We start from the raw sequence: 20,042 nt of genomic DNA, 5'->3' as shown, positions 1-20,042 counted from the left end.
TCACTGACCGGTGATGGGGAAGGGGCGCTTCTTCCGCGCCGCCGCGGGCCAGCTGCGGGCGGCCTGGCCCAGGACGGCGTGCCAGGACGGGTGCCGCGGTGAGAGGTAGGCCAGCTCTTCGCCGACGGCCTTGCACATGTCGGGGTCGGGTTCGGCGTGCGGTTCGGACACATGCCACAGGGCGTGCAGCAGCCGGTTGACGCAGCGCTCGATCTCGTGCAGCCCCGCATACCGGCCGTCGTGAGCGCCGAGGGCGACCTGCATGCGTTCGTCGGTCCACTCCCCGGCGGGCGGGGTGGGCGCGGTGGCGGCGTACCGCAGGCACAGCAGCCAGTGCGCGGCGGCGTGTTCGTCCTGCTCCGACTGGAACTCCTCCGCCAGCATGGCCACCACGGCCTCGGCGTTCCCGGCGGCGAGCGTGTGCCGCAGGGCGTCCGCCTCCCCGCTCTCACCGCGCTGGGCGTGGTGCATCCGCAGGAAGCGGTGGATGTCCTGCCAGCCACGGCCGTCCTCGGCCGCCCGCGAGGTGCGGCGCGCCTCGTGCACCAGCAGGGTCCGCAGCAGGGGATCGGTGACCAGCGGCTCGTCCGGCGGGGTGAGTTGCTGCCACTGCTGCTCTTCGAGGTAGTCGGTGGCGGAGTTGGCGGGCAGCTGATCGGGACCCTGGAGGCGCAGATGGTCGGCCAGGGCCTCGGCCGCGGTGCTGTCGCGGGCGAGCGACAGGAGGGTCAGCCGGTCGCGCTGGCGCCGGTCCGGAAGCAGCCGCTCCAGGAGCGCCTCGGTGACCGGGCGCCCGTCCCCGGCCCGCAGCTGCAGAAGGTCCCGCGGGCCCACGCTGCCGCCCTTCTCGGTGGCGTCCAGTACCGCCCCGCACAGCACGGTGGTCACGGCGGGATGCCCGCCGGTGAGGGAGTGCACGGCCGAGGCCAGATAGGGGTGGAGCGGCGGGGCGGGCCGGTCCGGCACCAGCATCGGCAGGATGTCGTCCCGGCTCAGCGGGGTGAGGGGGACGGCGAGCAGCCCGGCGGAGGGGCTGAGGCCCTTGCGCTCCCAGCCGGAGGACTTCACCAGGTCGGGAAGGTTGCGGCGGACCGCGGCGGACGCGTCCTCCGGCAGACCGCCGAGCCGGGTGGCCACGACGACCAGCTCCTCGTGGTCGGGGCGCGCAGGGCTAGCCCGGTGCTCCAGGAGCAGATCGAGGAAGGCCTGCCCCGGCGGGTGGTGTACGTCGTCGAGCAGGACGAGCGGCCAAGGCTCCCGGTTCCACCGCTGCAGCCTGCCGTAGGAGGCGGCCACATCGTGCAGGAAGGCGGCCATCAGACTCTGCTCGGCCGCGTGCCGGTAGTCGCCGCCCTGTTGGAACCACTGCCCGAGCAGCACCAGCGGGTCCTGGCCTTCCGCGCCCCGGGGGAAGCGCCGCCGGTACCACTCCTGGGCCGCGGCCGGCTGGTGCCGCTCGGCGTACTCGGCCACCACGGCGGCGGTGACCGCGTCCCGGCGGGAGGGGTCCGACAGGTCCCACGGATCCGCCGGGTCCGCCTGGCCGGACTCCGCGCCGGTGTCCGCCTCGCGGGTGTCCAGACGGCCTTCGACGGCGGTGGCCCAGGCGTGCCGCAGCGTGTTCTCGTCCCCGCCGGTGAGGCGGCAGGCGAGCAGCAGCCGGGCGAACCGCAGACACGCCGCGTCCCGCTGCTCGGCGTTGCCGTGGTGCCAGCCGGAGACGGCGAACAGGCCCGGCACCAGGACGGGGAAGCGGCGGCGCAGGCCCGGCGCGAGTCCGCACACCAGCTCCGCCAGGATCTCGACCAGGGTGGCGGCGGTGGGCGTCCCGCCGTCGGCCGGGGCCGGCCGGAGGCCGACGGTTTCGGTGGCGACGACCCGTACGTGGGCGAGCGGCAGCCGGTCCCGGTAGCGCGCGGCCAGTTCCGCGAGGACGGCGCTGCGCCCGATGCCGTGGTATCCCGTCACCAGCACGACGGGCAGATCGCCCTGGTGCTCCCGGGGCGTACGGGACCGCTCGTCGAGGGTCAGGCCCGTGAGCCGGGGGACGAGCGAGCGCAGCAGGGGGTCCCGGCCATAGAGCGGTGACCCTTCCGATACGCGCATCTGGCTGTGTCCCGCCTTCGTTGCCCAACGTGCTCAACGCTGCCGGCGGCCACAACTTTAGGAGGCGGGCGGCACCGCTCCCCCGAGACATCAGCCGCTGACATCCGTACCAACTACGCCTGTAAACAGAGAATTTACCCGTCGCGGGGGCATCACACCAGGTGAAGGCGGAATCGCGTACGCGATGGCCCCCGATGGAGCCCTGGTGTCGAACACGAGTGCGGCGTGGCGCCGGGTGTCAGGGGTGCGGATAGATATCCAGTTCGACACTGTCGGGAAGCGAGTCCGCCCCGCGGATCTCGCCGGGGTAGACGAGCCGTACCCGGCGCAGCCGGGGCAGCCCGGCGAGGGAGGCGAGATCGAGCTCCGCGACCTGCGACAGATGGACCTCCTCCAGCCCCGGGAGGCGCCGGGCGATCCGCCGCAGCGGAACCGCGTCACCCGCCCTGGCCCACACATCCAGGTGGGTGACCTGGGGGATCTCGGTGCGCGGGGCGAACAGCAGCATGCTCAGCTGTTGCGGGGAGAGCGTCAGCTTGCGCAGATTCGGCAGCTCGGCGACGAGGGAGCCCCACTCGTCCGGCGTCAGCCGCTCGCTGGCGTCCTGCAGCCGCAGTTCCTCAAGCCCCCGGCACGCCACGATGCCCGCGAGCTGGGCCGCCGCCGACGGCAGCGCCAGCAGCCGCAGCCCGGCGGCGCGCGGCAGGTCGGACAGACCGCGCCAGGGCACCTCCGGCCCGACGAGAAGCCCCTCCAGCAGGGGGCAGTCGGCCAGCTTCAGCAGGGTCTCGAACTGGGGGAGGTCCCGCAGCTCCAGCCTGCGCAGCCGCGGCAGCCGGGTCAGCGGCGCCGGGTCCTTGACGTTCCGGCATCCCTGCAGGGCGAGCGTCTCCAGCTCGGGGTAGGCGGCGAGCAGGCCGAGATCCTCCAGCTGGAGGGTGTTGCGCAGGCGCAGCTCGCGCAGCCGCCGCGGGTCGAGCGCGGCGCGGATCTCGTCGGGGCCGAAATCCCCGTGCAGCCCCACGCGTTGATACCCGGACATGGTGCGCAGCGCCTCCAGCTCGGCGTGCGAGCGCACCGTGACGATCTCCTCGGGGGCGATGTCGAGGAGGGGGCGCACGATCTCCTCGGCGTACGCCGTCGTGTCGAACCGGTCCCAGTGGGCGAGGAGCTGAGCGCGCACCGCGGGCTGGCCGGTGCGCAGGAACTCCCGGAGCCTGGGGATGGCCGCGTCCCCGCCGATCTGGCATATCGCGTGGACGGTGGCCAGCTCCTCGTCGCCCTCCAGGTCCTTCGCGGCGGGCAGCAGGCCGAGCAGCAGCGGGCCCGTCTGCGCCAGTGACCTTGCCTCCCGCAGACTGCGCGGCGGGAGCAGCCGAGCGGCCCGGTCCTCGATCGCTTCGCGCACCGTCGGCTCCAGGCGGGTGGCCTGTTCGAGGGAGGCGAGTGCGAGGAGCCGTAAACGCGCTCGTACCGCCGCGTCCTGCTCCCGGTCGCCCCGTTCGCGAAGGCGGGTCAGCAGATCGGCGCGCTCCTGGTGGCGGGCCTGTGCGACGGCCATCTGAACCACGTCCTCCCACTGGTCCAAGTGCGCGTTGTTCACCAGCATGCCCATGTCGCGCTCTTCCAGTACGGCCCTGGCGCCCAGGAAATCCTGAAAAGTCCGGTGAATGAAGTTCACCGCACCCGTGGCGGGTTCCCGCAACAGACCGGAACGCTCCAGCAGATACTGCAAAGCTTCCTCCGCCGTCCCCACTTCCGCCAGACGGGGCACCGAGGGCTGCAGCCGCCGCACCACGTCCACCGCGTCCGGCCGGTCCAGCTGCGTCCGCTCGTTGCGGATCAGCCAGTACGCCAGCTTCTGCAGCGGTTCCGTCGCCGACCGCTGGTCCAGCGCCGGGCGGCTGCGGCCGTACACCTCGCGCTCCAGATCGCGCCGCTCCAGGAGCATCGAGAGCGCCGCCTCGTACAGGGCGGCGCGGCCCTGGGGCAGAAAGCCGCGGCGCTCCCGGTGCAGGGCGCAGATCAGGCCGCACATCAGCGGGTTGGTCGCCAGCCGGCTCAGCTCGGGGCTGCTGCGCAGCGACAGCGTCAGCGTCTCGCCCAGCTCCTGCGAGGCCCCGGCCGCCGCGTGCCAGCGCCGGATGAACTGCTTCATGTCGGCGGGCCGCATCGCGGCGAGCGTGAACTCCTGGAAGCCGTCGCGCGCCAGCCAGCCCCGCTCCAGGGCCGAGGGGCGGGAGGTGAGCAGCCACAGATTGCCGGGGAAGACGGCGAGCAGCTTCTTGAGCCAGGCTCGAGTGCGGGTCCGGTCTTCCTTCGGGATCTCGTCGGCCCCGTCGATCAGGAGCACGCCGCGCCCGTGCTGCAGCACCCGCGCCGCCCATCCGTCCGGTTCGGTGCCCACCAGCGGGCAGCCGATCCAGCGCAGAAAGTCCTCGGGCATGGGCAGTTCGGCGTCCTTGCGCGCCAGGGTGCGCAGCGGCAGGACGAACGGGACGCGTCCGAACAGCTGCGTCAGCCCGCCAGGAACCCGGTCCTGCTGCGCGGTGGCGAGGGCCAGCCACTGCACCAGGGTCGTCTTGCCGGTGCCCGCGACCCCGTGCAGGAGCACCCGCTCATGGCGGGCGAAGACCCCCTCGGCCGGGCCCGCGGCCCGCTCGGCCTCCGCCTCCCGGTCGGCGCCCGGCTCGCCGTTCACCACCGGAACCGGATCGGTCCCCTCGCGGTACGGCCTGGCCTCCAGACTCAGATACGCGGTCTCCAGCGGCCAGTCCTGGCCGTCCGGTTCGCGCAGGTCGACGCCGTAGATCGTGAGCCTGCCGTGGGACTCGACGACGTAGCGCGCGTACTCCTCCTCGAACTCCGCGTCCTGGCGGCTGATGTCGGGCAGCCGCCGCAGGATCCTGTCCAATTTCTCGCTCTGCTCCCGGATCTCGCGGCTCTGCTCGATCTGGGCTCGGGCCGCGAAACCGGGCCGCTGGCTGAAGAAGCGCATGAGGTGCACGCACGCCGTCTCCAGGAGCCGGTCGTGGAAGCGGGCGGCGTCGTCGCTGAGGAGCCTGCGGGTGTCGGGGCCCGCGCTCCGGGACAGCTCGGCGGCCAGCCGCTCGGGGCCGAGCGCGAAGGCGTGGACGTCGTCCATGTCGAGATCGCCGAGCGCGTGCAGGGTGCGGGTCAGCGCCTGCCCGACGGAGTCGTGCTCGTCGGGGCCGATCGGCGGATCGTGCGGCCCGGCGGCCCGTACGGCGCGGCGGACCAGCTCCCGGGCGAGCTTGTGCAGATCGTCCTCGGTCAGGGTGCGGTGCTCCTTGGCGAAGGACACCAGCCGGCGGATCGGGACCGGGCGCTCGCCGAACTCGGCCGCCGGCGCGCTCGCGGGCGGCACCAGCAGTCGTTTGACCACCGGCACGACCACTGCCGATGCGATCCGGAGCCCCACCGTGCCGCCGTCCACAGCAGCCCCTCCCTCACCAGCGCCGACGCGCTTCCCCCGCCGGGCCCATGCCCCTCGAACCCCGCTCACCATAGCCGCGGACGGCCTTCTTGAGGCAGGGCGCGCGGGCGCCGGGCTCGCGCCAGGCACCGTCGCGCCCGTCGTGTTCGCTTGTGTCCGTTCACGGCCGGCGGTCCGTCGCGTCCGCTCAGGATACGTAGTCGGCCTTCTTCGCCGCGGCGACCACGCCCCGGCCGTCCGCCGCGCCGAGCAGTCCTGCGGCCACCCAGGCGTCCACGGTGGACCGGACCTGCTCGATCAGCGCGCCCTTGCTCCGGTACGGGGCGGCGGCCCAGATCGCGTCGAGGAGAGTGGTGCCGTCGTCCCGGGCCGGGTTGGCGATGCCGGAGTCGTGGCCGCCGAAGACCACCGTCGGCTCGGACCGGCGGAAGTAGGCGTGCGTCGGCTCCTCGGTGCCTTCGGAGAACGGGGCGAACTCGACGCCGTCGAGGGTGTAGTGGAGCGGCCTGCCAGGTACGGGGGTGAGCGTGGGCAGCAGATCGCCGGAGAGGGCGGCGTTGCGGTAGAGGCCGAGGTTGAGGAAGTCCGTGCGCGCGTCGCGCGCCACCAGGTTGACCGGACCGTAGAACAGGGTCTGTACGCCGGGGTCGTCGAGCGCCTTCTCCACCCGCAGCCGGAACGGGATGAGCACCCGGACGGTGTCCCCGTCGCGCCAGGTGCGGGACACCGAGGCGTAACCGCCGGGGGACCAAGGCCCCTTCACCGTCTTGCCGTTGACGGTCACCCGGAAGCCGCTCGTCGCCCACGCGGGCACGCGCAGGCGCAGGTCGAAGCGGGCGGTGCGGCCCCGGATGACGAGCGTGGAGCTCTGCTGACTCGGATAGCCGGTGGACTGGGTGACGGTGATGCCCTTCTCGGCCCAGGTGAGGGTGGACGGGCTGTACAGGTTGACGTACAGGGCGGTGCCGTCGGCTCGCCTGAAGTACACGGAGTCCTGGTACTTGGTGGCGCTCTCCATGCCGGTGCCCTCGCAGCAGGTCGTGCCCGCCTTGGGGGTGTAGTCGCGCACATGACCCGGCACCAGGCCGATGAAGTACGTGACGAGCGGCTTCTCCGCGTCGGCCTTGTCCTGCTTGGAGCCGAGGACCTGGTTGTACAGAGCGCGCTCGTAGTAGTCCATGTACGACGGCTTCTGCTCGTGGAAGAACAGCATCCTGCTCAGCTTGAGCATGTTGTAGGCGCAGCAGGTCTCGGCGGTGGTGTCGCTGAGGGTCTTGGCGATGGCGCCGCGCGCGCCCCAGAACTCCCGGTTGCTGGTGCCGCCGATCCCGTACATCCGGGTCGGCACGACCATGTCCCAGAAGTTCTTGGCCGCGGTGAGATAGCGCTCCTCCCGCGTCTCGTCGTACAGCCGGACCAGACCGGTGAAGATCGGGATGTGCTGGTTGGCGTGCAGCCCGTCCAGGGTGTCGTTGCCGGCGGCGCAGGCGTCGATGAGCTTGTCGAGGTCGAACAGGCGGGCCAGCGCGAGGTGCTGGGCCTTGCCGCTGATCGCGTACAGATCGCAGATCGCCTCGACGATCCCGCCGAACTCACCGCTGGAGAAGATGCCCCACATCCGCTGCAGGGTGCTCCGGGGCAGCTTGGACAGCCGGGAGTACATCCAGTCGCACATGCCCGTCGCGAGGTCCAGGGCCCGCGCGTCGTCCGTGGCGAGATGGGCGTCGAGCAGCCCGCGCAGGATCTTATGGGCGGTGTAGTACGGCGCCCACACCACGGTGTAGTCGCCGCTCGTCATCGACTCCAGGGTGATGAACTGCGTCTCCGGATACGCCGCGAGGAACCCGGGGTGGCTCGGCCCTCCCCAGGTGCGGCGCAGGGTGGCGTGCCGGTCGTGGCCCGAGGAGTCGGCGAAGGTGCCGCCGGTGGTCTCCTCGAAGGTGTAGGCGGCCAGGTCTCCGGCCCCGGCGGACGACTCGGCGGCGGGGTGGTCCTGGAGCTCGGCGATCTGGTCCGCGGTCAGGGCCCGTGACCAGAGGCCGACCTCGTCGAAGGCACCCGCGAACACCGGATCGGCGGAGTAGTGGGAGCGGCCGAGCCAGTGGTCGCGCAGGGTGCCCAGGGCGGCCGGGGTGAGGGTCATCGCGGTGTTCTTCGCGACCGCGGCGCCGTTGACGTAGAGGATTCCGGTGCCGTCCGCGATCGTCACCGCCACATGGCTCCACTCGCCCAGGGGCAGGGGCGCCGTGCCCTCCAGGCTCTGCTCGCCGCCCGCTCCCGAGGTGGTGATGGCGAAGCGGGGATTGCCCTTCGCGTTGCGGGCGGTGAGGTAGAGGTAGCGGGTGGTGTCGTCGCCGAAGTCGAGGATGCGGGTCCAGGCGGCGTCGTGGGTGGGCTTCACCCGGGCCGCGAGGGTGACGGCCGTGGCGCCGCCGAGCACCGTGTCCGGCAGGTCGACGTATCTGTAGGACCCCCGGACGTTCTCCGCTGCGGCGCCGAACCTGCCCGGCACGCTGAGCACCGCCGGATCGTGCCGCAGCGCCTCGCGGACCTCGTCCAGGGCCCCGACCATATGGCGGATCTTGTCGGCGTACACCTTCTCGCCGGTGCCGGTGCAGGCCTGGGAGAGCATGGTGAGGAAATGGCCCGTGAAGTGGCCGCGGAGGTTTCCATTGGCCTCGCCGTCCAGCCCCTCCCAGCCGCCCGGTGCCACCGCGCCACGGGTGGAGAGGCCCGCGTTGGCCCGGAAGACCTGGAGCAGCCGGTCCACGTCGTAGCCTCGGCCGTAGTCCAGCATCAGTTGGCGCTTGGCGGTGAAGACGCTTGTCCGGAGCGCCACGTCCTCGGGACGGAACGGCCGCAGTGTCCAGGCGGCCGGCACCCCGGCCCCGGACCCGGGCGCGGCCCCGGCCGCGGCGCCAGGAGCCGCGGCCGCCCGGCCGGTGGCGAGCGAGGTCAGCGCCGGGGCCGCCGCGACGAGGGCTGCGGCGCGGAGGACGGCTCGTCTGGCGGGTGCGGATGCCATGGGTGGCCTCGTTTCAGGGGGCGGACGGAATTGCGTTCGACATATCAGACGTCGTTCGGAAATCCGACCAGAAAGTAGAACGCTGGTCAGGACACGTCAATAGCTGGGACGAGAGTTGCGCGAGCCTCAATGGGGCGCGGGAGTGACCTGGGAGTGTTGTCGTACGGTCGCTGGGTCCGCGGGCCGCGCGCGCGTCAGATACTGCGGCACCGGTGCCGTATCCTCACCGGTGTCGCGGACCAGCCCGTAACGGACGACGCCCGCGCCCCCGTCGGGCGGAGTGGCCACGTCCTCGGCCACCTGGTCCCAACTGGACGCCTGGGCGAAGAGGTTGTAGTCGGCGCCCCGTTCGTTCTGGTGCAGAGTGACGCTGCCGTCCAGCCAGAAGTACTCGTTCTGCCACATCTGCTGGGCCCCGGCGGGCAGCACGGTGGTGCCGGTGGCGGGGCCGCCCATCCAGGTCGTACCGTCCGCCGAACCCGGCTGTACGTCGTCCAGCCGCCGACCGCCGCCCGAGGCCACATGGAAGAGCCTGCCGCGCAGACCGGTCCACGTCGGCATGACGAGCGCGCCGGGGCGCTGACCGGGCAGCACCTGCCAGCGCACCCGGACGTAGCCGCGCCCCGTGAACGTGACCTCCTCGCCCCGGTGGGTCAGCCCGGTCGGCGGTGCGCCGGTCAGTGCCACCGTGCCGTCGGCGCGCCGTGGCAGCGCCGCGGGCCGGGCGGTGGCCGCGGGGGCGCGGTCGGCCGTGTCGACGACCGTGCCGTACAGCTGCTCCTCCGGGTGCGAGGGCGACGGCGCCGGGGAGGCCGGAGGCGCGGACGACGGCGGGCGGGCCGTGCTCGCGGTGGTGGGCGGTGCGGTCCGTGGCGCGGGCTCGTCCGGCGCTTGCGTCACGACGTACGCGCCGCCCGCGGCGATGGCCGCCCCGGCCGTCACCGCCACCGCGGGCTTGGCCAGCGCGCCGAGCACCTTGGCCGACCAGCCCGCCGGAGCCGCGGCCGAAGCGGTAGCCGCCGAGGCCGTGGCGGTGGCCGCGGTGGCCGCAGCCGCCGTCTTGCCGCCCAGTGCCGTCGCGAGCGTGAAGCCGACCGGCAGCGGCACCAGCGCGATGCCCACGAGCAGCCGCTCGGCGGGTACAGCATCGTCGCGCACTCCGGAACAGCGCGCACATCCCCGGACGTGCCGGGCCAGCCGCTTGCGCCACACCGAATCGGGCCGTCCGTCCCAGCCGTCGGTCGTCTCGCGCAGGTCAGGGCACGCGGAGTCGAGCGCCCGGACGATGCTCCGCGCGGTCTCCAGCCGCGCCTTCATCCGCTGGACCCGCACGGCGGCGTGCTGCCGGCTGATGCCGACGGCCGCCGCCAGCTCGCGCCGGGTGAGGTCGCCCGCGACCTCCAGCCACCACAGCGACAGCAGTCCCCGGTCCTCGTCGGCGAGCCAGCGCACCGCCTCCGCCACCTCCCGCCGCTGCCCCTCCAACTGGAGCCGCAACACGGTCAGTTCGGCGAAATCCGGTGCGCCATGGGCGTCGTCGGGGAGTGTGTCGGCGGTCTTCCGCCGCGCCCGGTCGCGTATCTGGCGCATGGCGATGGCGACCAGCCAGGAACGGAAGCCGTCCGGATCGCGCAGCGAGCCCAGGCCGTGGACGGCGCGCAGCATGGTTTCCTGCACCACGTCGTCCACGTCCGCGTGGCCGTTCAGGGCCCGTCCGACGATGTTGTAGACGAGCGGCAGCCAGCCCTCGACCAGCTCGTCCAGGGCACGCCGGTCCCCGTTCTGCGCCGCCACGATGGTGGCGCGCCACTGCCGCCCGTCCACACTGCGCCCGCCCACAACCTGCCCTTCCGCTGGCCCTTCTCGTACGAGGCGATCACTTCGCGTAGAGGAGCGTCCCGAAGCCGAGCTGATCGAAGCCTCCGCTGTTCGGCCCGTAGTCGCCCCCTCCGCCCTCGACGCCCACCTTCTCAGCCATCGCCGTGATGAAGGGTACGGAGAGTCCGCGGCGGCGTGCGTAGTGGTAGTGCAAGACCGCCCAGACCGGACGAATCTGCCCGCGCCCCGCGTCGGATATCACCGTCTGTGACCGCTGCGCGCACTTCTGGCCGGTGCCCCAGGTGTAGGTGGTGAAGGGCACGTCCCGTCCGAGGTTGTACGTGGCCACGTACTGGGCGGCCTTCATGAACCGGTTGTCGTCGTAGCCGTACAGGTCGACACCCTGATTCCAGGCCATCTCGCAGATCGCGCCCATCTGCCCCATGCCCATCATGGTGTGACCCTGGTCGCGGCCGCTCTCCTGCCACTGGGCGAGCCCCCGGCCCTCGTACACGAAGGGGATGGCATGCCGGATGGAGCCGTTGCCCTCGCCGGACTTCATGTACGTCACGGCGCGGTCGAACGCCGTGGCGTCGTCGCAGAGGATGCCGATCGCCATGAGAGACGCGGTGTTGCACAGGTCCCAGTTGGCCCAGTAGTTGGTGACGCAGGCGTCGTTGTGGCGGGTGAGGAAGTCCTCGTTGAGCGGCTGGAATACGTGCTTCATCATCGTCCGGAAGCGGGCGAGGTCGAAGCCGTCGTAGCCGCGCATCAGCTCGGCGGCGTTCGCGAACTGGTAGCCGTAGAGACCGGCGGCCAGGAAGCGGTCGGCGTTGCCAGTGATCTCCTTCAGCGTGGCCGACCAGGCGTTGAGGATTGCCACGGCGGTGTCGCCGTTCGCCTTGGTGCCGCCGATCTTCCAGCGCAGGGCGTTCTGATAGGCGGCGTGGACGTCGTGGTACAGGGTGGGGTAGTTCTGGCCGGTGCCACCGCGGACGACCGTGGCCTGCGGCCTCGGCTGCCACGTGCTCGCCGAGTGCCGATTGGCGGTGAGTCTCTTCCAGCCCGCCAGCCACGGGTCGTCGCCCGCCGCCACCCGCACCTTGGCGCGGTGCAGATCCCCGGCGCTGTGCAGCGCCCCGGGGTGCGCGAACCCCGCCGGGGCGGCCTCCGCGCCACCTCCGGCGAGCGCGGCGACCCCGCCGCCGAGCGCCCCGGCCGCCACGAGGCCACCGCCGAGGGTGAACAGGCCTCTGCGGCTGAGGCGGTGCTTGTTGTCGTGCGGCATGCGGCTCAACTCCTGAACGGGAATGACAGGGGACGCCCAGGAGACGGAGCCACACGACCGCCGATAACACTTTTTCCTGCCTCAACCCAGTGCCGTGTACACCGCGTCGATCAGGGCCGTCTTCCGGGGATCGTCGACGATGTGCGGACCCATGCGGTTCATCGCATAGCCGAGGCTGACCTGCGCTTCGGGGTCGGCGTGGCCGCAGGAGCCGCCGAAGCCGTCGTGGCCGAAGGCGCGCGGGTTCGGACCGTAGGAGCCGTTGGGACCGCTCAGCCACACACCGAGCCCGGCCTCCATGTCGTGGGGGAGACCATGCCCCAGGATCAGGTCGCGGCACGCCCCCTGCCCCTCACGGGCCCGCTCGACGGCCTCGGGCGAGAGCACACGGTGGTCCCCGGCCAGGCCATGGCGGGCGTAGATGCCGTAGAGGGTGGCGATCGCACGGGCCGTCCCGTGGCCGTTTGCGGCCGGGATCTGGGCGGCCCGCCACCGAGGAGTATTGGCCTTGGCGGCCCCGACGAGCGGGTTGGCCAGCGCGGCGATCGCGACGGGCTCCAACTGGGCGAACACCGCGGCCTGTTCACTGGACGCGGCGGCGGGCGGATGCACCAGCTCCGCCACCCGCCCGGCCTCCTTCTCCGGCAGACCGATGCCGAAATCGATCCCCAGCGGCCCGGTGATCTCCCGGCGCAGAAACTCGCCGGGCATGACACCGGTGATGCGCCGGATGACCTCGCCGACCAAGTGGCCGTACGTGATGGCGTGGTATCCGGATTGCGTTCCGGGCTCCCACCACGGCTCGGTGGCGGCCAGCCGGGCGCAGGTCTTCTCCCAGTCGCACAGATCGGCCACGGTGTGCTTCTCCCGCAGCCCGGCCAGACCCGCCCGGTGGGAGAGCAGATGGCGCACCGGCAGGCTGTCCTTCCCGGCCGCCGCGAACTCCGGCCAGTACGAGGCCACCGGGGCATCGAAGTCCAGCAGCCCCCGGTCCGCGAGCAGATGCGCGCACAGCGCCGTCACACCCTTGGTGGTGGACCACACGTTCACCACGGTGTCCCGCTCCCACGCCCGTTCGCGCCCGGCGTCCGCCCAGCCACCCCACAGATCCACCACGGTCCGCCCGCCGACCTGGACGGTCACCGCCGCGCCCAGCTCCTCGCGCTCGGAGAAGTTGGCCGCGAACGCGTCACGCACGGCGGCGAATCCTGGGTCGCAGTGGCCTTCGATGTGCGGTGCGGGCGGCACGGACGGCTGCGTCATGGTCCACTCCCAACAGGTGTGTTCGGCGGACTTGCAACATACCGACTGGTTGGACCGGCGGAAACCCGACCGATCCTCCGGCGTCCGTGCCCCGCCGTGGGGCAAGGTCGCATCGGCGGACCCGCCACAGACACGGAGGCCCCATGACCACGCGGCCCACCCCCGCACTCCGGTGCACCGGAACGGCAGCCCTCATCGTCAACAGCCGTGGACAGTATCTGCTGCATCTCCGCGACGCGCACAAACCGATCCCCGACCCGGGCACCTGGTCCCTCCCCGGCGGCGGCCCGGAAGGGGCCGAGACCCTGGAGGAGGCGATCGCGCGCGAAATCCAGGAGGAGACCGGGCTCACCATCGACGACCTCACCCCCTTCACGGTCGTCGAATGCGGCGAGCGGGACGGCGTCACCAGGGGACGCAATCAGGTCTACCTGGGGCACTGGGACGGCGACCCCGCGCGTCTGCCGGTGACCGAGGGCATCATGTTCGCCTTCTTCGACGCCGCGACCACCGCGTGGCTGACGATGCCGCCCTGGGCTGCCGAGGTGATTGCCCGTCATCAGGCGGACGGCGCCGTGACCCCGCCGCAGTCGCACACGCGTCACGGCGCGCGGACCGTGAAGAACGTCATCGGCGTGCACCTGTATCTGGAGCGCGACGGCCAAGTCCTGCTCGGGCTGCGCCATCCCGATGCGGCGTTCGCACCGTTGGAACACCATGGCCTGGCCGGACACTGCGAGCAGGAGTCCGCCATCGCCTGCCTCATCCGGGAGGCGAAGGAGGAAGCGGGGCTGCTGATCGACGCCGATGACGTCGAGTTCGTACACGCCGTCCACCTCGTCGATACGTCCGGCACGCAGCCGCATGCAGATGTTCTTCCGCGCCCGGCGGTGGACGGGCGAGCCCGAAGTCCTGGAGCCGGACAAGTGCGTCAGCTGGGGCTGGTGGCCGGCCGACGCACTGCCGGAGCCGACCGTTGCCTACACCCGGGCCGCGATCGAAGGCATCCGCCACGAGCGCCTCTACACCGAGATGGGCTGGACCTGACCGACCCTCCACCCCCTGAGGAGCGATCCATTGGGACACACACGGCAGGATGAATGGGACACGCACTACGCCGACGGAAAGACATTCCGGCGCCTGGGGGACACCGAGCGCGCACTGCTGGCCGCGCACGTGCCCGCCCCCGCCGAGGGCGGCCGAGCCCTCGACGTGGGCTGTGGCCTGGGCGAGCTGGCCGCGCATCTGGCATCGGTGGGCTACACCGTCGACGCCGTCGACTGGTCCGACAGCGCCCTCGCCCGGGCCGGTACCACTCACCCGGCGGGCGTGCGGTGGTTACGCCTGGACATCGAGCGGGACGACCTCGCCCCGCTGCGCCAGGACGGCTACGACCTGATCACGCTCCGGCTGGTCTACCCCTTCTTCCGTAACCGCTCCCGGGCCATGGACGCCCTCGCCCGTCGGCTGCGGGAAGGCGGAGCGATCGTGGTGGTCACACCGCTCGCAGCGACGACGCCCGAGGAGCGTCGGGACATCGCGCTGGACGAAACGGAGATCGGCCTGCTGAGCAGCGGATGGAAGCGGGTGGATCGGTTCGACGCGGAGGGGCTGGCCATGCTGATCCTGCGGGGCCGGGTTCAACCGGAGGGTTGAGGGTTGTCCGCCCCCGGCCGTGAACCGTCGGCCGGGGGGCGAGGAAAAGTCTCCGGGATGACTTCAACGAAACCCTTGAAGTCATGGATACCCAAGACATCGAACCGCCCGAGGCGGAGTCTGCCGTTGATGCCCCCGTACCGCGGCGGCGGTGGTGGACCCTGCCGGCGGTGAGCGCGGCCCAACTGCTCGTGGTGCTGGACGGGACGGTCGTGAACATCGCCCTGCCCTCCGCGCAGAGCGCGCTCGGGATGTCCGACGCGAACCGGCAATGGGCGATCACCGCGTATGCCCTCGCCTTCGGCGGACTGCTGCTGATCGGCGGCAGGGTCAGTGGCGCGCTCGGCCACCGGCGCGCGTTCGTCATCGGCCTGACCGGCTTCGCCGCGTCGTCCGCGCTGGGCGGGGCCGCCGTCAACCCCGGGATGCTCTTCGGGGCCCGGGCCCTGCAGGGTGTTTTCGCCGCCCTGCTCGCACCCGCCGGGTTGTCGTTGCTGACCACGACGTTCACGGAGCCGCACGAACGCGGCCGGGCGTTCGGCGTGTTCACCGCGGTCGGTGCCGCCGGGTCGGCCATCGGCCTGATCGCCGGGGGCCTGCTGACCGAGTACGCCGGCTGGCGCTGGTGCCTGTACATCAACGTCCCCGTCGCCCTGTTGGCCGTGCTCGGTACGGCCTTCGTGCCGCCGGGCCGCCCGGTCCGCGACGGCGGGCGGCTCGACGTCGCGGGCGCACTGCTCAGCACCACCGGCTTCGCCGCGGTGGTCTATGCCTTCAACGAAGCCGAACCGCTCGGCTGGGGCGCGCCGAAGGTGCTGGTGCTGCTGGCCGGTGGTGTCCTGCTGCTGGCCGTGTTCGCCACCGTCGAGGTCCGCGCACCCCACCCGCTGCTGCCGATGCGTGTGTTCCTGCACCGGGCCCGCGCCGGTGCGTTCCTCTCGATCACCCTGATGTTCGTCGCGATGTTCGGCTTCTACCTGTTCATGAGCTACTACACCCAAGCCCTCCTCGGCTATTCGCCGGTCCGGGCGGGCCTGACGCTGATCATCAACGCCCTGGCCGCCCTGCTCGGCTCCACCCTGATCGCCGGGAGACTGCACGGACGCGTCGCACCCGCGGCGCTGATCCTGCCCGGCCTGATCGCCGCGGCCGCCGGGATGTTCGTCCTGACCCGTTTGACGCCGCAGAGCACGGACATCCTGCCGCTCTACCTGGCACCCGCCCTGGTGCTCACCGGGCTCGGCCTCGGCTGCGTCATGCCCCCGACCGCCGCCCTGGCCACAGCGGACATGCCCCCGCACGACGTCGGCGCCGCATCGGCCGCCTACAACGCCTCGCAGCAACTGGGAGCCGCACTCGGCACCGCGCTGCTCAACACCATCGCGGCCAGTGCCACGGCGTCCCACCTGGCGTCGGCACGCGACGCCACACCGATCGCGGCATCCACGCACGGCTACACCACCGCCCTGACGGTCGGCTTCGCCATCCTCCTCGCCGCCGCGTGCGTCGCCGCACCGCTGACCATGACCCGCCCCGTACGAAAGACCGGAACCGTGGCCCAGGCTGCTGCTCGGTCGTCACACCGTGGGTCTGAGAAGGCCGGCGGCGACCAGCCCGGCCAGGCCCAGGTCCATGTCGGTGAGCCGACCGCTCAGGATGTGGGCCACGTACTGGTCCCGCGGCAGCGTGATCGGCTCGACGAACTCCTCGGCATCCGGCGTGGGGTCCGCGACTTTGCGGCAATCGCGGGCCAGTGCCGCGTACCGCACGTGGGTGGCGTAGGAGGCCAGATAGGTGGTCGCGACGACCTGGAGCGAGCCGGCCTCGTACCCCGTCTCCTCCAGCAACTCGCGCGCCGCACCGGCCACGACCTCCTCGCCATCGGTGACCAGACCGCCGGGTAGTTCCGCCAGTACCGTGCCCGGCCCGGGCCGGTACTGGCGCACCAGGAGGCCCTGCCCGTCCTCCGTCAGCGCGACCACTGCGACGGTGCGCGGGCCCACCAGAATGTCCCAGTCGGACTCCCGGCCGTCGGGCTGAACGTAGGTGCGGCATCGCACTTTCAGGTATCCGGCCGACCGAGGGCGCTCGCTCTTCAGCGTCCACACCAAGGGGTTGGGCTCTGCGGCAGTCACGTTCGGCATCCTATGCGCCGCATGGTGTCACCGCCCTCGTAGACGTCTCCGGGGCGATGCCGCACCGCCCGGCGTCAGGGGAGTGGTTCGACCTCCAGATAGCGGTGGCGGCCGCGGCCGCGGTACTCCAGGGCCTCCCAGCCCAGCCCGCGCAGCACCCGGGCGCAGTTGCCCAGCTGCTCTCCCGCCGCGTACGCGGCGCCACTTCCCGTGGGCCCCAGCCATTCGACCCGCACCACCCCCGCCCGCTCGGCCTCGGCGCAGCGGTAGCCCGTCGCCAGCCGGTGGCCGTCGGCGCCGACCGCCGAGGGGGGAATGCCCGCCGCCTCCAGGGCGATGGCCACGGCCCGTACCGGCTGGTGCCGCTCCCAGGCGGCGGGCGTGGCGAGAGGGTCGTCGCTGTCGGTGTTCATCAGCCGACGGATCTCCAGCAGGCTGTCGAACGCCGCCCGCACCGCCGCCGTCCGCTTCCGGGGGTCCGTCTCGATGGGCGCTTCATCGCCCGTGGCCGCGTCGAACCGTGCCGTCACCCGCCACCTCCAGGTCGAAGCCCTCTCGTGGGATCAGCGCTCGGCGGTACGCGCGACGCGGAATCCCACGTCGTCCACCCGGAAGGTCGGGTGACTGCGGCGGCGTACGGAGGCCCGGCAGCTCCAGTGTTCATCGAACCAGCCGCCGCCACGGAGCACTCGGTAGGTGCCGTAGACCTCGGCGTCGTAGAGGTCCCAGCACCACTCCCAGACATTGCCGAGCATGTCGTGGAGGTCCCACGCGTTGGGCTGTTTGCCGCCCACGTCATGGGGTCGTTCCCCCGAATTGCCGCGGTGCCAGGCGATGTCGTCGAGCGGCCCGTAGCGCGGTCCGGCGGTACCGGCACGGCAGGCGTGCTCCCACTCGGCTTCCGTCGGCAGCCGGTACCCCTCCGCGGACGGGTCCCACTCCATGTCCTCACCATCGGCAGGGAGGCGGTACGCGGGCGTGAACCCGTGCCGCTCCGACAGGGCGTTGCAGAAGACGACCGCGTCCCGCCACGACACGCCCTCGACGGGCGCCGCGTCCGCCTGGGCGTTGCTCGGCCGTGCGCCGGTGACCTGGGCGTACAGCGCCTGGGTGACCGGGTACGCGCCGAGCTGGTACGGCGCCAGCTCGACCGGCCAACTGCGCCGGGTCCGCCGGTCCGACAGCGTCACCTGCCCCGGCGGTATGGCGATCATCTCGTGCCCCGCACTCGTGTTCACGGACAGACGATACCCGGGTGGACGTCGACGGCTGGATTCCCTATTTTTCCTACTGGATTAATAGGGAATTATGGCAGGCGGCCCTTGCCGAAGGAAGAGGAGCAGGCGTGACGGTGGTGGATGCGGTTACGGAAACACCCGACCGCGCGCGTTGGCTGCAGGTCGCCCATGAGGCGGCGGACGACCTGGCCATCGACGCGGTGGTCCGCGACCAGGCCGGGAAGACACCCTTCGACGAGGTCGCGCGGCTTCGGGAGGCCGGTCTCCTGTCGTTGCTGATACCCGCCGAGAGCGGGGGCGGCGGGGCGGACTGGCCCACGGCACACGCCGTCATACGGACGATCGCCGCGGCCGACGGCGCGATCGGCCAAGTGCTCGGCTGCCACTACCTGCTGTCCTCCAGCGCGCGGTTCTTCGGCAGGCCCGGCCTCGCCGCCCGCGTCGAGCGGGAGTCCGCGGCCGGTCAGTGGTGCTGGGGCGGCGGGCTGGCCTCCGTGGAGCCGCGTCTGACGCTCACCCCGGGGCGGGGCGGCTATGTGCTGAACGGACGCCAGGGGTACGCCACCGGCGTCCTGGTCGCCGACCGGCTCGCGGTGCGCGCGGACCATTCCGAGACGGGGGAGCCGCTGGCCGTGCTCGTCGACGCGACCCGCCCCGGCGTGGTGGCCGGCGGCGACGGCGGGGAGACCTTCGGCCAGCGGCTGGCGGCCGGCGGGAGCGTGGAGTTCGACGCGGTGGCGGTCGAGAGCGACGCGGTGCTCGGCCCGCTCTCCTCGGACGACGGCACCCTGTCGCCCTTCGCCGGGCTGTCCGCGCCGACCGGGCGGCTGGTCTCGGCCCAGATCTGTCTGGGGATCGCCCAGGGAGTGCTCGCCGAGGCCCGCGAGTACACCAGGGCCGTGGACGTGCCCTGGCAGCCGGACGGGCCGTCGTACAGCTCGCCCCGTAATCCGTACGTGCTGACCACCTACGGCGAGCTGACCGTCGCCACGTTCTCCGCGTCCGCGCTCGCCGACCAGGCGCTGGAAGCGCTGGACCGCGGGCTGGCGCGCGGAGAGGACCTCACCGACGACGAGTGCGCCGAGATCACCATGCTGGCGGCGGCGGCCGAGGCGGCCGCCGCCGGTGCCGCGCAGGACGTCACGGCCCGCGCGCTGGACGTCCTCGGCGCCCGCTCCGCCGCCTCGGCGTACGGATTCGACCGGTTCTGGCGCAACGTACGGACCCACACCCTCTGCGTTCCGGTCGCTCCCCGGCTCCAGGAGGTGGGGGACTACTTCCTCCGCGGCGAGCACCCTCCGTTCGCCCTGCCCTTCTGATCGCCACGCGACCCGGTGGCGGATAATCACCGCATGCGGATCTCTGCGAAGGCGGACTATGCGGTGCGGGCGGCTCTGGAGCTGGCGGTGGCGGTGGACGGTGTCTCCGTCAAGGCCGAGGCGATCGCCGCGTCGCAGGGCGTTCCGCACAAGTTCCTCGAGGGGATCCTGGGCGATCTGCGCCGCGGCGGGCTGGTGGCCAGCCAGCGCGGCGGGAACGGCGGCTACCGGCTGGCCCGCCCCGCCGACGAGATCACGATCGCCGATGTGATCCGCGTGGTCGACGGGCCCCTGGTGTCCGTACGGGGCGTACGGCCGCCCGAACTGTCCTACCACGGCCCGGCGGAGTCGTTGCTGCCGCTGTGGATCGCGGTGCGGGCCAATGTCCGCAAGATCCTCGGTGAGGTCACCCTCGCCCAGGTCGCCGCGGCCGAGCTGCCCGAGGGGGTCCTGGACCTCGCCGAGGATCCCGAGGCGTGGACGAACCCGTAGCTCCGTAACCAGGACGTGGGACACCCCTTGACGGGACTCGCGAGGCGCTCGACACTCCTCAGGAGGGGATTCCTAGCGGATAGGTGGGGAATGATGAGGCCTGGGCAGGCGGCCGCCGAGCGAGCGGTCCGCGCGCATCGGCCCTCTCCCCTTCTGACCTCCCGCCGCCACATCGACCTGCTGCGCGTCTGCAGCGCCGCGAGTCTCCCGTCCTGAGCCGGCAGGCCCTCGCGGGCACCTGACAC

General features: G+C 72.2%; 13 protein-coding genes and 1 pseudogene. 5 read left to right on the top strand and 9 right to left on the bottom strand.

Annotated features, from left to right (window positions below):
• The 6 genes from ACFZCY_RS14715 to ACFZCY_RS14690 all read right to left on the bottom strand — a co-directional run bounded on the left by ACFZCY_RS14715 (position 1) and on the right by ACFZCY_RS14690 (position 12,957).
• Positions 1 to 2,106 (bottom strand): ATP-binding protein, encoded by a 2,106-nt coding sequence (locus ACFZCY_RS14715; protein WP_391172541.1) that lies wholly within the window; start codon positions 2,104 to 2,106, stop codon positions 1 to 3.
• Positions 2,107 to 2,344: 238 nt separating this feature from the next.
• Positions 2,345 to 5,563 carry an NACHT domain-containing protein gene (locus ACFZCY_RS14710; protein WP_391172539.1) on the bottom strand — a complete coding sequence of 1,073 codons (3,219 nt, stop codon included), beginning with the start codon at positions 5,561 to 5,563 and terminating at the stop codon, positions 2,345 to 2,347.
• A 187-nt stretch (positions 5,564 to 5,750) separates the two neighbouring features.
• Positions 5,751 to 8,588, bottom strand: a complete 2,838-nt coding sequence (locus ACFZCY_RS14705) for a beta-L-arabinofuranosidase domain-containing protein (protein ID WP_391172537.1) — start codon at positions 8,586 to 8,588, stop codon at positions 5,751 to 5,753.
• 126 nt (positions 8,589 to 8,714) lie between these two features.
• A complete protein-coding gene (locus ACFZCY_RS14700; RefSeq protein ID WP_391172534.1) occupies positions 8,715 to 10,427 on the bottom strand; it encodes a sigma-70 family RNA polymerase sigma factor in 1,713 nt (570 codons plus the stop codon).
• Positions 10,428 to 10,464: 37 nt separating this feature from the next.
• A complete protein-coding gene (locus ACFZCY_RS14695) occupies positions 10,465 to 11,694 on the bottom strand; it encodes an alginate lyase family protein (RefSeq protein ID WP_391172532.1) in 1,230 nt (409 codons plus the stop codon).
• Positions 11,695 to 11,775: 81 nt separating this feature from the next.
• Positions 11,776 to 12,957: a serine hydrolase gene (locus tag ACFZCY_RS14690; RefSeq protein WP_391172530.1), complete on the bottom strand. Its 1,182-nt coding sequence runs from the start codon at positions 12,955 to 12,957 to the stop codon at positions 11,776 to 11,778.
• 143 nt (positions 12,958 to 13,100) lie between these two features.
• On the opposite strand from ACFZCY_RS14690, the gene ACFZCY_RS14685 reads away from it, so the two are divergent.
• The 3 genes and pseudogenes from ACFZCY_RS14685 to ACFZCY_RS14675 all read left to right on the top strand — a co-directional run.
• The gene (locus ACFZCY_RS14685) at positions 13,101 to 14,057 is read left to right on the top strand and encodes an NUDIX domain-containing protein (protein ID WP_391172528.1); all 957 of its coding nucleotides are present in this window, start codon (positions 13,101 to 13,103) and stop codon (positions 14,055 to 14,057) included.
• Positions 14,035 to 14,613: a methyltransferase domain-containing protein gene (locus ACFZCY_RS14680; protein WP_391172526.1), complete on the top strand. Its 579-nt coding sequence runs from the start codon at positions 14,035 to 14,037 to the stop codon at positions 14,611 to 14,613. Before ACFZCY_RS14685 ends, ACFZCY_RS14680 begins: the two co-directional genes overlap by 23 nt.
• Before the next feature lie 83 nt (positions 14,614 to 14,696).
• A pseudogene (locus ACFZCY_RS14675) lies at positions 14,697 to 16,157 on the top strand (MFS transporter); the annotation flags it as partial.
• 33 nt (positions 16,158 to 16,190) lie between these two features.
• Here the strand turns inward: ACFZCY_RS14675 and ACFZCY_RS14670 are convergent.
• The 3 genes from ACFZCY_RS14670 to ACFZCY_RS14660 all read right to left on the bottom strand — a co-directional run bounded on the left by ACFZCY_RS14670 (position 16,191) and on the right by ACFZCY_RS14660 (position 17,962).
• Complete coding sequence (locus ACFZCY_RS14670; protein ID WP_391172524.1) at positions 16,191 to 16,757, bottom strand: NUDIX domain-containing protein; 567 nt, start codon at positions 16,755 to 16,757, stop codon at positions 16,191 to 16,193.
• A gap of 65 nt (positions 16,758 to 16,822) precedes the next feature.
• Positions 16,823 to 17,278: a hypothetical protein gene (locus ACFZCY_RS14665; protein ID WP_391172522.1), complete on the bottom strand. Its 456-nt coding sequence runs from the start codon at positions 17,276 to 17,278 to the stop codon at positions 16,823 to 16,825.
• A 33-nt stretch (positions 17,279 to 17,311) separates the two neighbouring features.
• Positions 17,312 to 17,962 (bottom strand): SUMF1/EgtB/PvdO family nonheme iron enzyme, encoded by a 651-nt coding sequence (locus tag ACFZCY_RS14660; protein ID WP_391173637.1) that lies wholly within the window; start codon positions 17,960 to 17,962, stop codon positions 17,312 to 17,314.
• 131 nt (positions 17,963 to 18,093) lie between these two features.
• Between ACFZCY_RS14660 and ACFZCY_RS14655 the strand changes: the two genes are divergently transcribed.
• Complete coding sequence (locus tag ACFZCY_RS14655) at positions 18,094 to 19,305, top strand: acyl-CoA dehydrogenase family protein (RefSeq protein ID WP_391172520.1); 1,212 nt, start codon at positions 18,094 to 18,096, stop codon at positions 19,303 to 19,305.
• Positions 19,306 to 19,338: 33 nt separating this feature from the next.
• Positions 19,339 to 19,797 (top strand): Rrf2 family transcriptional regulator, encoded by a 459-nt coding sequence (locus ACFZCY_RS14650; RefSeq protein ID WP_391172518.1) that lies wholly within the window; start codon positions 19,339 to 19,341, stop codon positions 19,795 to 19,797.
• The last annotated feature ends 245 nt before the right edge of the window (positions 19,798 to 20,042 follow it).

The sequence above is a fragment of the Streptomyces sp. NPDC007983 genome (assembly GCF_042958345.1).
Taxonomy (GTDB): Bacteria; Actinomycetota; Actinomycetes; order Streptomycetales; family Streptomycetaceae; genus Streptomyces.
The sequence above is the reverse complement of the archived record's forward strand: the minus strand, read 5'-3'. Positions and strand labels throughout refer to the sequence as shown.